13 protein-coding genes are annotated in these 16,271 nt (G+C 44.0%); 7 read left to right on the forward strand and 6 right to left on the reverse strand.

Annotated features, from left to right (window positions below; all coding sequences use genetic code 11):
* Positions 1–209 precede the first annotated feature (209 nt).
* From QO187_RS12025 to QO187_RS12035, 3 genes are all read left to right on the forward strand, one after another.
* Positions 210–1,169, forward strand: a complete 960-nt coding sequence (locus QO187_RS12025; RefSeq protein WP_371548484.1) for an energy transducer TonB — start codon at positions 210–212, stop codon at positions 1,167–1,169.
* A gap of 108 nt (positions 1,170–1,277) precedes the next feature.
* A complete protein-coding gene (locus tag QO187_RS12030; RefSeq protein WP_371548486.1) occupies positions 1,278–1,967 on the forward strand; it encodes a MotA/TolQ/ExbB proton channel family protein in 690 nt (229 codons plus the stop codon).
* Between the two features lie 129 nt (positions 1,968–2,096).
* Positions 2,097–2,498, forward strand: a complete 402-nt coding sequence (locus QO187_RS12035) for an ExbD/TolR family protein (protein WP_371548488.1) — start codon at positions 2,097–2,099, stop codon at positions 2,496–2,498.
* A 209-nt stretch (positions 2,499–2,707) separates the two neighbouring features.
* Here QO187_RS12035 and QO187_RS12040 read toward each other — a convergent pair whose 3' ends face one another.
* On the reverse strand, positions 2,708–3,247 hold the full coding sequence (locus tag QO187_RS12040) for a DUF2799 domain-containing protein (RefSeq protein WP_371548490.1): 540 nt from the start codon (positions 3,245–3,247) through the stop codon (positions 2,708–2,710).
* Positions 3,248–3,604: 357 nt separating this feature from the next.
* On the opposite strand from QO187_RS12040, the gene QO187_RS12045 reads away from it, so the two are divergent.
* Both QO187_RS12045 and topA read left to right on the forward strand, forming a co-directional pair.
* Positions 3,605–4,201 (forward strand): hypothetical protein, encoded by a 597-nt coding sequence (locus QO187_RS12045; RefSeq protein ID WP_165598520.1) that lies wholly within the window; start codon positions 3,605–3,607, stop codon positions 4,199–4,201.
* A gap of 283 nt (positions 4,202–4,484) precedes the next feature.
* Positions 4,485–7,139 (forward strand): type I DNA topoisomerase, encoded by a 2,655-nt coding sequence (topA, locus tag QO187_RS12050; RefSeq protein WP_371548492.1) that lies wholly within the window; start codon positions 4,485–4,487, stop codon positions 7,137–7,139.
* 225 nt (positions 7,140–7,364) lie between these two features.
* Here the strand turns inward: topA and QO187_RS12055 are convergent, their stop codons facing one another.
* Both QO187_RS12055 and lon read right to left on the reverse strand, forming a co-directional pair.
* On the reverse strand, positions 7,365–7,922 hold the full coding sequence (locus QO187_RS12055; RefSeq protein ID WP_371548494.1) for a superoxide dismutase family protein: 558 nt from the start codon (positions 7,920–7,922) through the stop codon (positions 7,365–7,367).
* A gap of 360 nt (positions 7,923–8,282) precedes the next feature.
* A complete protein-coding gene (gene lon / locus QO187_RS12060) occupies positions 8,283–10,886 on the reverse strand; it encodes an endopeptidase La (protein ID WP_227526701.1) in 2,604 nt (867 codons plus the stop codon).
* A gap of 448 nt (positions 10,887–11,334) precedes the next feature.
* On the opposite strand from lon, the gene QO187_RS12065 reads away from it, so the two are divergent.
* A complete protein-coding gene (locus QO187_RS12065; protein ID WP_102093053.1) occupies positions 11,335–12,696 on the forward strand; it encodes a Na+/H+ antiporter family protein in 1,362 nt (453 codons plus the stop codon).
* Positions 12,697–12,815: 119 nt separating this feature from the next.
* Here QO187_RS12065 and QO187_RS12070 read toward each other — a convergent pair whose 3' ends face one another.
* From QO187_RS12070 to QO187_RS12080, 3 genes are all read right to left on the reverse strand, one after another.
* Positions 12,816–13,232: a hypothetical protein gene (locus QO187_RS12070; protein ID WP_102093054.1), complete on the reverse strand. Its 417-nt coding sequence runs from the start codon at positions 13,230–13,232 to the stop codon at positions 12,816–12,818.
* Between the two features lie 157 nt (positions 13,233–13,389).
* Positions 13,390–13,638, reverse strand: coding sequence for a hypothetical protein (locus QO187_RS12075; RefSeq protein ID WP_371548497.1), 249 nt, complete (start codon positions 13,636–13,638; stop codon positions 13,390–13,392).
* Entirely contained in the window at positions 13,638–14,348 is a 711-nt protein-coding gene (locus tag QO187_RS12080; protein ID WP_371548499.1) for a 5-formyltetrahydrofolate cyclo-ligase, read from the reverse strand. The genes QO187_RS12075 and QO187_RS12080 overlap by 1 nt, the downstream gene beginning before the upstream one ends.
* Before the next feature lie 198 nt (positions 14,349–14,546).
* Between QO187_RS12080 and fumC the strand changes: the two genes are divergently transcribed.
* On the forward strand, positions 14,547–15,950 hold the full coding sequence (fumC, locus tag QO187_RS12085) for a class II fumarate hydratase (RefSeq protein WP_371548500.1): 1,404 nt from the start codon (positions 14,547–14,549) through the stop codon (positions 15,948–15,950).
* The last annotated feature ends 321 nt before the right edge of the window (positions 15,951–16,271 follow it).

Here is a 16,271-nt window from a genome sequence, read left to right on the forward strand (position 1 = left end):
TTTGATGTAAAGATAAGATTCATAGTAGTGAAATTGAGCAGTAGGGAACGTTCATAGAAATGAGCGTTCTGATAAGTAAAACTACTAAGCAACGTCACGTGTCAGAGATGTATTAAATAGCGAAAATATTGTAAATTATTATTGATAATAATTATCGTTTGCATTATTATCTACGCCATTCTACTCTGAGTAATAAACATTAGGCTGTTATGAGTTCAACGGATTTAGACGCGCCACCACTTAAGTCGTTATTGCTAGCTATTGTTGCAGTACTAGGACTCCATGTGCTTGCCGCAATTGCACTAGTGGCAATAAAAACGCCTGAACTCGAACCTGAGCCAAAAAAAGAGATGTCACCACTTGAGATAAAGTTTGTGTCATTACCGGCAAAAACGGTCTCAACTGAAGTAGAAAAACAAACAGTCACAGCCAAAAAAGAAGTACAGCCTGAGGTACAAGTTCAGCCAGCACCGCAACCTGAACCTAAGCCTAAAGAACCGGTTAAACAACCAACAGAGACACCAGTAAAACAAAAAGAGCCTGTTGTAAAAAATATAGAGCCGAAAGTGACGCCTGTGATAGCGTCAGAAAAGCCTCGTCCTGATACCAGTCAAAAAGTAGCCCCAAAAGAGCCGCTACCGAAACCAAAGGTTGATAACTCAGCAGCTGAAGCACAGCGCAAAGCAGCTGCCCAAGCTGAATCAGAGCGTCAAGCTAGAAAAGCTGAGCAAGAGGCACAAGCTAGGGCAGAGCAAGAAGCCAAAAGAGTCGCTGATGCCAAAGCTGCCGCTCAAGCGAAGGCTGCCGCAGAGGCCGCCGCTGCTCAAGCAAGAGCTGAGGCGGAAGCAGCAGCTGCTTTAGCACAGAGTAATGAGCCTGTGAGCTTTACTGCAAGCTCTGCCAACTGGGCATCTGCGCCAAACTTTAGTTTCCCTGAGCGCGCCGCACGTAGAGCCCGTTCTGGTGATACGCTCAACGTTGTCTTAGTATTACGAGTCAACAAACAAGGCGGCATCGATAACGTGCGAGTTGCTCAATCATCAGGTAATCCGCTAGTAGACAAAGAAGCCCGACGTCAAGTTCGATCTGGCAAGTTCAAACCCTTTACTAAGAATGGCGTACCCGTGGTAGGTGATGTGACTCTACCGATCAGTTACGCGGTTCCTTGATAGCTCACATTTTATAACAACGTATTTATTAATAATCTTTCATTATAAAACTAAACATGATATTTACCTCAGTATCATGTAATGGCATTACACATTAAGGAGTCTGACATGGACTTTATGCAATACTGGCAGATCAGCGACATGGTGACAAAAACGTTGTTCTTTTTGTTGCTTGCGTTATCTATTCTATCTTGGGTGACAGGTATCGTCCGCGTATTGCAAAGCCGTAAACTGGCGACCAATGTAGCAGACGATTTGAGTCAGCAATTACAAGCCAAACAGTCTGATTTGGCTGGTACTGATGCTGCCACTCGCCGTTTGGTGACTGAGCAGACTTTGCTCAAACATATCGGTCGCTATCGTTTTGCTAGTGAGCGCGGTCTACCGATTCTTGGTACGACGGCAGCGATTGCACCGTTCATCGGTTTGTTTGGTACGGTATGGGGTATTTTCCATGCCTTGCACAACATCGGTATGAGTGGTCAGGCAGGATTAGGACAAGTTGCAGGGCCAGTCGGTGAAGCACTGATTATGACAGGTCTTGGTATTGCAGTAGCGATTCCAGCCGTGGTGTTTTACAACCTTGCAGTACGTATCAATCGCCGCATAATGTATCAAGCCAACGACAGAGCGCATGATTTATTGGCGCAATCAACGGGTCTTATGGATACTACCAAGGTAACCGCGAGCCATGCTGCTAGCGCCTCACAAGTGCACGCTGCAACAAGCAGTCGTTCAACGACGAGCGAGACTCAGCATACCAATAACTACAGTAATTCTGTGCCAAAGCAACTATAGATATTGCTGATTCTATAGATACTGCTAATTCTACAGATACTGATTCTGTAAAGGCTCAAACGACAAGTCGAAAAACCGTCAAAAAACGGCTGGGCTGTGTGAATATAACCAAAAGCATTGAGAGTAACTATGGCATTTCAATTGGGTGATGATGACGTACGAAGCATGGATGAAATGAACCTCATTCCGCTGATCGATATCATGCTGGTATTGATGATTATATTTTTATTGACAGCGACCGTGCTGAATCCGACGGTGCCTTTAGATTTGCCAGAGACTAGTGCCGCGCTCAATGAAACGCCGCCAGAAGCGATTCAAGTCAGTATTGATGAAGACGCGGGTATATTCTGGGATAGCGACCCAATCAGCATGGGAGAGTTAGAGACACGCTTGCAGCAACAAGGCGCGACTGGTAAGAATCCAGCGGTACAGTTACGTGCGGATAAAGAAGGCAAGTACGATACGGTCGCTCAAGTCTTGGCAGCGGCAAGTAATGCTGGACTGACCAAAATTGCATTTGTGAATGAGTAGTTTAGTAGCTAAATCTTTAAGAAATTAATAATATAAAGTCAGTGCTAGTAGCTCTGACTTTATATTAGAAAACTAGCTAGATAAATCAATAGCCCAACCAGTAAAACAACCAGTACCGCTATAATAAAAACAATTAAAATAATAAAATTTTCTCCAACCTCATTAACTACTTAAACCTCAAATTAAGTCGTTAGTGAGGTTTTCTTTTTTTACCAGCCATAGCCAAACGGACGATAGCCGTAACCGAAGCCTGCATGTCTGTAGCCAAATGGGTAAGGTGAGCGCAAGTAGTCAAGATCGCGCTGACGGATATAGTAGTAGCGCCCTTGAGAATAAGCTTCTTCTAACTTCTCAATACCTTCTAACGGACAGACAGGTTGCCAGTCATAGCCTTCGCGACCGAGCTTATAAGCATTCAGCTCGGTACAGTAGTTTTTGAGACCCTGTTGACGGCCTTGCTCCCATTGGATACGGTTAGGGCTAGCACCGCCTATACTAGTGCAGCTATTGGTATAGTGACCAAAGTAGGCACCTGAACGTCCTTGTGAGCCATCAGCATAGCCGACTTCTTGCCAGTTACTGCTTTGACACTGCTGCGGGGTTAGGCTCTGAGTCGTGGCACAGCCTGATAATGTCAGTACGACCGCGCCAAGTAGCGATAGGCTCATGCCTGTTTTGCTCATGACTTTACTCATCAGCTTGCGAGCGTGATAAGCGCCCGATGAGTTTGACTCAATAAGATAATTCATAATAAACCTGCGCGCGTTTAAAATTATGGTTTATCATAGCACTTTTTTGAGCTGACCACTTTTCGTATCTGGTTTTTATAGCGTACTGTACTCGGTAAGTTTATATACGCTAAATAGCTGATTTAATAGCGTAACTTGCTAAATTGTCATATGTTTCAAAAGTACCTGTTGCACTGCGATTGGACGACAACGCTTGATTTTTAATGGTTCGTGCTCATTATAAGCCCTTATATATCGTTGTTTATTATCGTACTAATCACAAATCTATATGTACTATTTATAAATAACGGTTCATTAGCGATATTTATCGCTATATCTTTTAGTATCTTTTTCATTTAGTCAAAAGGCCAGACCATCATGGGAACATTGATTGGCGTTATCATTGTACTATTCGTATTAGGGAGTATGATGGCGCTCAAACCGAACGGTATCGATCAGCGTTTGGATAAGCTGCGTATGACCGCGCGTCGTTTACAGCTCAATCCAAAGCTCGTTTCGTGCCCTGATTGGATCAAAGGCCGTGACAATGAGTATGGCCGCGGTATGCTTGGACAGTACTGTCTGATATTTGAAGACACTAAACTGCCGCATACCCGTTATCAAGTCATTGATGGACAGTGGCGACCAGACAGTAGTTTTGTCGATACCAGTACAGATGATAAGACGCTTACTATTCCCAGTGCGATTCGTTCTAGTCAAATCAGCAATAATCCGACGGTCAAAAAAACTGATTTTAGCTTGGATCAAGTGCCGTTAGATTTGCCGGTAAGTATTGAACCGTTTGTTAAAGGTTTATTGACCAAGGCCAACAGCATTATTATTTATTGGGAAGATATTGCTTATGTACGTCCAGCATCTAACCCAACGTACCATCAAAAACGGATCGAAGCGGACTTATTAGTGCTAAAAGAAAACCTTGAGAAATGGGCGCTACAGATGCAAAAACAAGCATAAACCTAGTAAAGCGTTTTTTCGTCTCCATTAAAGGGCAATATGCAAGCGGTTTGTCATATTCAAATTATTTAAAGTTGACAGTTTAACGCTTAGCAGTGTAACGTCTTTATAACTATATCTTTATTTTATGGTTATTATTTGTTTTATAACCTTTTTTATCAGCAGCGATTATTACTATAAATAGCTGAACCATGGTCAAACCGTGAGTATCAGCTTCCATAAATTGCCGTGCTGCTGAATTTAACCTTACTTTTAATTTACTTATATTATGGTGTCGTCAAACATGGCAAAAACCACAACCAAAAAAAGTCCAGCACCAGCTGCGGACAGCCCAAAGGGTAAGTCTTTGGTGATTGTAGAATCACCAGCCAAGGCAAAAACGATTAATAAATACCTTGGTGATGACTTTATCGTACGCTCAAGTGTCGGTCACGTCCGTGATTTGCCGGTCAGTGCGAGCAAAAGCGCAAAGAAAGCAACAACCGCTAAAAAAGATGACAGTCTGACCAAAGAAGAAAAAGCGCAGCAAGCACTGGTACGCCGCATGGGTGTAGATCCAGAGCATGATTGGGCGGCAGTCTATGAAGTATTACCCAATAAAACCAAAGTCATCAAAGAGCTTAAAGCATTAGCCAAAGACGCTGACAAAATCTATCTAGCAACGGATATGGATAGAGAAGGGGAAGCGATTGCTTGGCATCTAAAAGAAGTCATCGGTGGCCCTGATAGTAAATATCAACGTGTGGTCTTCAACGAGATTACCAAGTCAGCTATTCAAAGTGCATTTAAGCAGCCTTCGAAATTAGACATTGACCGCGTGAACGCGCAGCAAGCCCGTCGGTTCTTGGACCGTGTTGTTGGCTTTATGGTATCGCCGCTATTATGGCAAAAGATTGCTCGCGGACTGTCTGCAGGCCGCGTACAGTCAGTCGCTATGCGTTTGGTCGTCGAGCGTGAGCATGAGATTCGCGCATTCATTCCAGAAGAGTACTGGCAGATTCATGCTGATACGCACATTGCTAATGGAAAAAAAGACGCTGAGCAAATCGGCATACGCTTAGAAGCGACCAAGCAAGGCGGTAAAACCTTAAAGCTTGGGAATAAAGAGCAGACCGATAAAGTCCTAGAGATACTCAAAGCAAGCGATTTTATCGTCAAAGAGCGTGAAGAAAAACCAACGCAATCACGTCCAAGCGCGCCATTCATTACTTCGACCTTGCAACAGGCTGCCAGCACGCGCTTAGGATTCTCTGTTAAGAAAACCATGATCTTAGCGCAGCGTCTATACGAAGCCGGTCATATTACTTATATGCGTACTGATTCGACATTCTTATCAGGCGACGCGCTTGCTGCTGTCCGTGGTCATATCGAAGACAGCTATGGCGCAAAATACGTGCCAGAAAAGCCAAATTTCTATGGTAACAAGCAAGGCGCACAAGAGGCGCATGAGGCGATTCGTCCTTCTAACGTCAACATGAAGTCAACACAGCTCAAAGGTGTTGAGCGTGATGCGATACGTCTATACGAGCTAATCTGGCGTCAATTTGTGGCGTGTCAGATGTTACCTGCCAAATATCTGTCAGTGAACCTATTTGTAGGCGCAGATGATATCGAGTTAAAAGCGCGCGGTCGTACCATGGTGTTTGATGGCTATACAAGAGTTATGCCACCGGCCAAGACTGATGACACCTTACTGCCTGATGTCAAAAAAGGCGATAAGCTAAACCTAGATAAGCTAGATCCGAGCCAACACTTTACTAAGCCTGCGCCTCGCTATACTGAAGCCAGTCTAGTAAAAGAGCTTGAGAAAAAAGGCATCGGTCGTCCATCGACGTATGCCTCAATTATCTCAACCATTCAAGATCGTGGTTATGTGAAGCTTGAAAATAAGCGTCTGTTTGCCGAAAAAATGGGTGATATCGTTACTGATAGGTTGACGGCTAGCTTCCCAGATTTGATGGATTATACCTTTACCGCCGCGTTAGAGGACAAGCTCGATCATGTGGCAGAGGGTGATCAAGACTGGAAAGATGTGCTTGATAATTTCTATGGCGAGTTCAAAACGACTCTAGAGCGTGCCAAAGAAAAAGATGGTATGCGTCCAAACGATCCAACTGACGTACCAGATGTCCATTGTGATATCTGTGATCGTCCGATGCAGCTGCGTACAGGCTCAACAGGTGTATTCTTGGGCTGTACGGGCTATAACTTGCCGCCAAAAGAGCGCTGTAAAGGTACCAAAAATCTAATGCCAGTCGAAGCATTCGCCAATCTAGATGATGCGGAAGGTGATGACGAAGCGGCAGAAGTTAAAGATTTGATGGAGAAAAAACGCTGCCCGAAATGTGGTACGGCGATGAATGGTTACATCGTAGATGGTGGCCTCAAACTACACATTTGCGGTAATAACCCTGATTGCGATGGTTATATCCTAGAAGAAGGCAAGTTTGAAGTTCCTGGCTCAGATGCACCAACCATTGACTGTAATAAGTGCGATGGGCAGATGGAGCTTAAAACAGGACGCTTTGGTCCGTATTTTGCTTGTCAAAACTGTGATAATACGCGTAAAGTACTAAAAACAGGCGAAGCTGCGCCGCCACGCATGGACCCAATCCACCTACCAGAGCTAAAGTCGACCAAGCATGATGATTATTTCATTTTGCGTGAAGGGGCGGCTGGGATGTTCTTGGCAGCATCTAAGTTCCCGAAAGTGCGCGAGACACGTCCGCCAAAGCTGGCTGAGCTACGAGAAATTAAAGACAAGATGGAGGACAAGTTCCAGTATCTGTTTGCAGGACCAGATGAAGATCCTGAAGGTAACCCAACCATCTTGCGCTGGTCACGTAAGAAAAAAGAGCAGTATATCGGCTCTGAGAAAAACGGCAAGGCCACACGTTGGGGTGTTTACTGGCGTAAAGGTGAGTGGGTAGAAGAGTAACTATAGTTAAATTCAATATAGTGCTGTTATAGCGTCAGACTCATCTGATGTACTACAGGTACAATTTGCATTGGTCTTTCTTGTATTGGCTTCAACGAACCTAATAATTACTTCCAACAAAAAACCCTCTTATAATTTAAGAGGGTTTTTTTTGTGCTTATAATATTTCTTTTAAGCTATTTCTACGTTTGCAGAATTAACCTAAATTAATAGATTTGGACAGTATTAGTTTTTTACAATGATACCACAACCAATACGATCGCCTGCATTACCTGAAGGCTGACTGGTATAGTCGTCAACGCCAGCATGTACGATAAAGGCCAAACGATTTACGCTGTATTTACCTGCTTCAGTTGCCGCGATTTTCTTATTCACATAATTGATAGTAGCAACACCATCTTCATTAGCAGTTAAGTTTGGCAAGTCACCAACATGACCATTCATATCATCTGGATTAGAGTGTGGCTTGTTGTCTGGGTTGAAGTGCCCGCCTGCTGCTTTACCCATAACGTCACAGCTACCTGTTTCGTGGATATGTAATGAGACAGTTCTGCCTGGCTGTAGGTTAGTGAGTTTACCGTAAACTTGGACGCCGCCGTCGACTGGACGTAAGAAAACTTGACCAACTTCTTTCTTCTTGCCATCTACTGTTTGTATGGTTGATTTTAGCGTTGGCTGTGCTAAAGGATTGCCTGTTTGCATTTGACTTTCTACGGTTTGGCAACCAGTCATTGCTAACGCTGAACCGCATAATAGGGTACTTACAAGTAATGTCTTATTCATTATTATCTCCAATTGTTTGAGTTGTTATTTTTAATCTTCATTAAAGTCACGAATATCTATCGTTATCGTTCTATAAAATCGGTGTCAATATTCGTTAACATCGGAGTCAGTATAGCCAAGCTAACGCTATAGTTATTCATCAAATGCGCAACAATCAGTTAATAAATGTAAGTATCGTATGGGTTTGAAAAACGAACTAAGATAAATGTTTTTCAAAATTAAATGGCTTTAAATGCGTGAGAGAACTACTAAGAAAGCTATGAACTGCAAGCAAATGAATAACAAACAGGTATAAAAAAGCCGCCCATCATTGTGATAAGCGGCTTCTTAATCTATAGGACGAGTTTAATAAAGGTTCAATTAATTATGCAGTGCTTTGCCAGAGGTTTTATCAACAGTCACTTTGGCAGGCTTAATTGGTGTTGGCATACTCACCAAAGCAACCTTTAAGATTTCTTCAATCGTCGCGACTGGCTGAATGGTTAAGCCTTCTTTCACGTTATCAGGGATATCCGCCAAATCACGCTCATTAGTCGCTGGGATCAAGACATGCTTGATACCACCGCGATGTGCCGCAAGCAACTTCTCTTTGAGACCGCCGATACGTAGGATTTTACCGCGTAAGGTAATCTCACCTGTCATCGCAATATCTGGACGAATAGCAATACCTGTCAACGCAGAGACTAGCGCTGTCGTCAGTGCACCACCAGCAGATGGGCCGTCTTTTGGCGTGGCGCCTTCTGGCATATGCACATGGACGTCTGTTGTTTTAAACGTTTCGTAGTCGATACCTAAGCTATCACCGCGAGCACGAACCACGCTCATAGCTGCGCGAATCGACTCTTTCATTACATCGCCTAGTGAACCGGTAAAGCTAAGCTCGCCTTTACCTTTCATACCGACCGCTTCGATGGTCAATAGCTCACCGCCGACCTGAGTCCATGCAAGACCAGTAATACGACCAATTTCAGGCTCTTCTTCAGCCAGACCGTAGTCATACTGATGTACACCTAGATAGTCATCGATATTTTTGTCATCGACGGTCACTAGCTGACGTTCTGCTTTTTTCGGAGCACGTGCGCCATGAGTTTCAACCGAACCGCGAACCACTTTACGGCAGATCTTGTTCACTTCACGCTCAAGGTTACGCACACCTGCTTCACGCGTATAGCTACGCACGATGCTATGCAATGCTGCTTCAACAATCTCAATTTCACCTTCTTTAAGACCGTTTTGCTTAATCGCTTTTGGCACTAGGTATTTCTGTGCGATATTAACTTTTTCTTCTTCGGTATAACCCGGCAGACGAATGACTTCCATACGGTCAAGCAGCGCAGGCGGAATATCCATGCTGTTGGCAGTACAGATGAACATCACTTGCGACAAATCTAAGTCCATATCTAAATAATGGTCGTTAAATGTATCGTTCTGTGATGGATCCAATACTTCAAGCAACGCTGATGCTGGATCACCGCGGAAGTCTTGCGCCATCTTATCGATTTCATCCAATAAGAATAGTGGGTTTTTGACTTCTACTTTTGCCAATGACTGAACAATTTTACCTGGCATTGCACCGATATAGGTACGGCGATGACCACGAATCTCTGCTTCATCACGTACGCCACCAAGCGCCATACGCACAAACTTACGACCAGTGGCACGGGCAATTGATTCACCCAACGAGGTTTTACCGACACCTGGAGGACCGACGAGACATAGAATCGGACCACGAAGCTTTTTCACGCGTGATTGTACGGCGAGATATTCTAAGATGCGGTCTTTTACATCTTGTAGACCGTAATGGTCTTCGTCTAATACCGTCTTAGCTTTGTCTAGATTGATAGATACTTTGGTCGTCGCATTCCACGGTGTGTCCAAAATCCATTCAATATAGTTGCGTACTACTGATGACTCACTTGACGCAGGTGGCATCATTTTGAGCTTTTTGAATTCCTGCTCAGCCTTTTTGCGCACGTCTTCTGGTAGGTCAGCATCTTCCAAACGCTGCTCTAGCTCAGCCACATCATCTTCACCATCGAACGCGCCGTCATTCATATCTGACAGCTCGTTTTTAATGGCTTTCATCTTTTCATTTAAGAAGTATTCACGCTGATTGTCTTCCATTTGCTGACGAACAGCATCTTGGATATCTTGTTCGATATTTTGCTCAGCACTTTGCTTGACTAGATATTCAGTCAAAGTATTGATATGCGTTTTGATATCGTCTTCTTCTAAGAAAGACTGTTTGATATCAAGGTCCATCGACACACGAGTTGAGATGAAATAAACCAACTCAAGCAAGTCGTCGATACGCTTAGCCACACGAGTCAGCTCACGTGCATTGCGAAGTCGCGCATCTGCATAGCTTTCGAATAATGTGGTTAATGCTTGAATGGTGTTTTTCTGTTGACTCTCATCCATGCTGACATCAAGGTCGGCACGTTCAAATCTCGCCATTAATAAATCGTCATGGCCTTCTATATTATCGACACGAGCGCGGTATTGACCTTCGATCAATACTTTAATGCAGTTCTCATCGCTATCGTGTGGCATGGTGCTAACGATGCGACACACCGTACCGTACTGATACAAGTTATCTTGATCAATATCTTCGGTCAGTGAGTCTTTTTGCGCGACTACCAGTACTTTGTTGCCATACTCAGCCTGTGCCAACTCAACCGCTTTCACCGATGGCGCGCGTCCCACAAACAATGCAATCTGCATATGTGGATAGACGACGACGTCGCGTAATGCCAGCAATGGCAAATAGCTTTCATCTTCATTGTCTTTAACAGCGTCAGATGAGGCATTTAACGCATCCGTAGATGAGCTTTCTGTCTCATTATTCGCGTCAGCACTGATGTTAGCGTCAGTGTCAGTATTTGCATCAGACGTCGTGTCAGTGTTCAGGGCAGATGATACATCGATGTCGATGTTGTCTTTATCAATATTATGTTCACTCATATGTTTTTCCTCGTTCCCCGGACTTGTAAAGTCAAGTTCGTGGTTCATGTCTAGATAAATGGTGCTCACGAAAAAAATTGCAAGGCTGATTAGCGAAGTCGTCTGCTTATCTTTGTTAAATAGTTGTCTGAGTGCCTAGTAAACAATGTTATCGATGTTATCAACGATGTGTCGGTAATGATATATCGTCAATAGCGTGATTGGTCAATGAAGGATAAAGACAGTCAGAAATTATAGAAGAGGGTTTAGATGTATAGGTGATATTTGGCTACCTATGTTGATGCCTAATCGGTTCTATGCGTAGGCTTTATACCCAAAATAAGGTAAACTGGCGCGCGTCTAAAACAGGCTCTCATATTGAGACGTTTTAGACATCATAGCGATATTCATTAGTGTCAATATTCATCGGTCTCAATGAGACCAAGCTATAAAGAGCAAGGGGCAACACATGGCCATCAATGCGGTACTGCTGGCAGTTATCATTATGCTAGGACTGTCACTTTCGCGAGTGCACGTGGTGCTTAGTTTATTAATCGGGGCGCTGGCAGGTGGATTGTTAGCAGGTCTGGGTATTACCGACACGTTAAATGCCTTCCAAGAAGGTATCCGTAATGGCGCGCAGATTGCGCTATCTTATGCCTTGCTGGGGGCTTTTGCGGTAGCGATTGCGCATTCGGGTTTGCCGCAATCATTGGCAGGGACAGTAATTAGACGTATTGATGCCGCGGGCACCAGTGGTATGATTAAATACATGCTGTTCGCAGGTCTCATTACCATGAGCTGCTTTAGTCAAAACCTAATCCCCATTCATATTGCCTTTATTCCACTGCTTGTACCGCCACTGCTTTTGGCGTTCAACCGTATGCAGATTGATAGACGCCTGATTGCCTGTCTGATTACCTTTGGACTGGTCACCACCTATATGTTTATACCGTATGGGTTCGGTGATATTTACCTCAATCAAATTATGCTAAAAAACGTTGGTGAAGCGGGCATTGATGTTGCCAATATCTCTGTGGTGAAAGCCATGGCAATTCCTGCGCTTGGCATGCTCATTGGTCTGCTGGTCGCGGTATTTATAAGCTACCGTAAGCCGCGCGAGTATCAGCAGATTGCGATAGACCAGCAAGCGCATGATGCCGTCGTAGAAGGCGATGCATTAAGTAAAACAGCCGCTGGCGCTCAGTTGCAAAGCAAGCTAAAGACGCTGGTTGCATTGGCTGCTATCGTGACGGCTTTCGTCGTGCAGCTATACACTGATTCGCTACTACTTGGCTCGATGTTTGGCTTTGGCGTGTTTATGGCGACAGGCGTGGTCAAATGGCGTGATGCTGATGGCGTCTTTAATGATGGTATTAAATTGATGGCGATGATTGGCTTTATCATGATTACGGCGCAAGGTTTTGCTGAAGTCATGAAAGCCACAGAGCAGATTCAGCCACTCGTTGATGGGGCGGCGTCACTGTTCGGTGGTAATAAAGCGATGGCTGCCTTTATCATGCTCTTGATTGGTTTGATTGTGACCATGGGTATCGGCTCGTCCTTCTCGACTATTCCTATTTTGGCTGCGATCTATGTGCCGCTGTGTATCTCGTTAGGGTTTTCGCCATTAGCAACCGTTGCTATTATAGGTACGGCTGGTGCGCTGGGTGATGCCGGTTCTCCTGCGTCAGATTCGACATTGGGGCCAACTTCGGGTCTAAACATCGACGGTCAGCATGACCATATCAGAGATAGCGTGGTGCCAACATTTATTCATTACAATATACCGCTACTGGCGTTTGGCTGGATTGCGGCGATGGTGTTGTAAGCAGTTCAGTCAGCCCTTTAGCTCAATCCAAGTATCTAACAAAAAAGACGCTTATGATTAAGCGTCTTTTTTTTGCATTAGTTATAGGATTGTTAGAATAATTAAATTAGACGGTTATCTTAAGTACCGATATCTTGCTTTATACTTTCTATATTTTTGCGCAACAGATATACGAAAAACAGCGTAATGAAGGGGTCATAAACACGATCTAGCCTCAAATCACCGTTGATGTATTCAATAGTGGCCAACGCAAACAAAGATAGTAGAATCAAAGAAAAGCATTGAGATATAGGGATCAAAAAATGTAGAAAAGATGTGCTGCTAGAGGACTTTATATGACGCATTTCAATGTGAGTGCTAAGCGCGAAGGTATAAAATGCTGCAAGCGCTAGCAAAAAGGTTCTTAGTTCAGCAAAATCAAAGCCGTCGTAATCATAAATATAAGCCGCAGGCGTGGCCAGTAGTAATAGCACGAACAAATAAAAACAAACTTGTAGCGAAGCGGGCGACATAAACTCTTTTTTTACTTTGTCCACGATCAACGACCTATACTGTAATGATAATTATTTGCGATAAGTATAGTTTATAGGTTATATAGAAACAATAGTTTGGCAATAAAAAGAAAACGTCGATCAAATCAAACTAACATATAACCGCGTTTCTTCAAATTATGCTCTATCAGTTATATATGTGTTATTCATCAAAATCTTTTATCTCACCATTCAAACTACTCAAAAACGCATCGCTTTGCGCGAGCAACTCGTTTAAGCGTTCTTCATTGACGAGCCGTGCCATTTCATCAGAGCTAAACGGTTGCTCTTGACTGTAGTAACGTATCTCTCTAGCGTCCTCATTGCCCAGTGTTTGTAAATATTCATCCACACTGTCTGCACTGGAATCAGCAGCGCTAGAGTCTTTTTCAAACTGTTTATCGTCTTTCATTAAAACCACCTTATGCCGCTTGGCGTAATTAAACCATCTAATGGCACATCCCACGGTTGACGTGCTAATTGTTCAACCACTTGAAAATCATAGCACCAGCCTATCTTTAACGGCCTTGAAGCCCCTGATCGATAGCTTTTACCAAGCGTTGTATCATAGAATCCGCCACCCATACCCATGCGGTTGCCATTTTCATCGACCGCCACGAGTGGACAAATAATCACGTCTAGTTCTGACGCCCATAATAGAGCGCGGCTGTGATTTTGTTTCATGCCTAATTGATGAATGCGAGTGGGGACATTAACCAGTTTTGAGTGATAAACAGGCACAAAGCGCAATCGTTTATCGTCATTACCATTGCTAGTACGACCAAGCGAGCCAACAACTGGTAAATAAGGTAAATAGCCTAAGCGTTGGCACCAATCTAATATTGGCTGAGTGGGTAGCTCACCAAAGCCATCGTAATATAGGCCAATACGCGCATGCATTGGTAAGTGTTGCTGTAGCTTAGATAGATGCAAGCTCGCAGATTGAGCATATTGTCTGCGCGCACCAGCACTCAACTGGCGACGCTGGCGAGTAAAGTGCCGTCTAGGCGGATTGCTGATGACAGGTTCGGATAATTCAGCGTCTTTTGAGTCCGCATTATTTGAATCAAAGTTATTTGACTCAGGTCGTATTGGTTTAGGGTGCATAATTTTAGAGTGCATAGGTATCTTATCCAATGAAGTATCAGATTGGTGATGACAGGCGTTTTTAGGCATCGCTCAAGGCGATTTGTGAATATTCAACACGCCTTAGTCATGCTATCATAACGCCACTTTATATCGTATTTCCGTTTATGTGCAGCAGCTGTTGCACTTTTTATCGTTCAGTTATTTAACAACAAACCAGTAAAGAGGGTAGTTATGTCGACACAGAATCAGGCAACTCGTACCGAAAAAGACACCATGGGCAACGTGGAAGTCCCAGCTGACGCTTATTGGGGTGCGCAAACTCAGCGTAGCCGCGAAAACTTTAAAATCGGTGGCGAGACTTTGCCGCGTCCGATGATTGAAGCAATGGCATTGGTCAAAAAAGCCGCTGCGATTACTAATGCAAGCCTAGAGCGTATCGAAGGCGACAAGCGTGACCTTATCGTACAAGCCGCTGACGAAATCATCAATGGTGGTCTGGTCGATCAGTTCCCATTGGTTGTATGGCAGACAGGTTCTGGCACCCAGTCAAACATGAACATGAACGAAGTATTGGCCAACCGTGCTAACGAAATTGCTGGTTCTGAGCGTGGCAGCTACACGCCCATTCACCCAAATGACCATGTGAACCATGCACAGTCTACCAACGACAGCTTCCCAACGGCGACTCGTGTGGCTGCTGCTCGTCAGATCAACAGCTTGTTGATTCCAGCGGTAAAAGCACTACGCGATACGTTAGCGGCAAAAGCCAAAGAATTCGATAGCATCGTAAAAATCGGTCGTACGCATTTACAAGACGCGACGCCTTTGACTTTAGGCCAAGAGTTCAGCGGCTATGTGAGCCAACTTGACCATTCATTGACTCGTATCGACAACGCGCTACAAGGTCTATATGAATTGCCACTAGGCGGTACTGCAGTTGGTACTGGTCTAAACGCCCATCCTGACTATGCAGTAAAATCAGCTGAGCAACTAGCGACTTTGACTGGCTTGCCATTCGTTACGTCACCAAACAAATTCGAAGCATTAGCCGCTCGTGATGCAGAAGTATTTGCGTCAGGCGCACTAAAAACACTAGCGGGCAGCTTGAACAAAATCGCTAACGACGTACGTTGGTTGGCATCAGGTCCTCGTTGTGGTCTGGGCGAGTTGACGATTCCTGAAAATGAGCCAGGCTCTTCTATCATGCCAGGCAAAGTAAACCCAACGCAGTCAGAAGCAATGACTATGGTTGTCGCTCAGGTCATGGGTAACGACACAACTATCAGCATGGCTGGCGCATCAGGTAACTTTGAGCTAAACGTTTATAAGCCAGTTATCGCGTTTAACTTGTTACAATCTATCAAGCTGCTTGGCGATGCTTGCAACAGCTTCAACGAAAACTGTGCAGTGGGTATCGAGCCAGTAAAAGACAAAATCGATGACTTCTTGCATAACTCATTGATGCTAGTGACTTCATTGAACCGTCATGTTGGTTATGAAAATGCGGCTAAAATCGCTAAGACTGCTTATAAAGAAAACAAAACTTTGAAGCAAGTGGCGGTTGAGCTCGAGCTACTAACTGAAGCGCAGTTTGATGAGTGGGTAATTCCTGCCGATATGGTACATCCTAAGTAAGCAGTAGACCAAATAACGACCTGCTACGGCGTCAGACTCGCTTAATGTACGATAAGTACCATTTGCACTCGTCTTTCTGGTAGCAGTATCATATTTGTTTCTATTGAGAAGTTAGAAATAAAAAAGATCTTGTCATGTGGCAAGGTCTTTTTTTATGTTGATACGATATCTTTTTTCTAAAATATAATTTAAGTGCTAGTATGGAAATATAATAAATTATTTGGTATTTAGGAATATCGGAGTAACTAGGGCGTGTCTTCAATTGGATAAGCCCTAAATAATAGTTACAATACCGCATCTATTGAGTCGATGCGAGAAATA

Origin of the sequence: Psychrobacter sp. Arc9, from assembly GCF_041431295.1 — a bacterium.
Taxonomy (GTDB): domain Bacteria; phylum Pseudomonadota; class Gammaproteobacteria; order Pseudomonadales; family Moraxellaceae; genus Psychrobacter.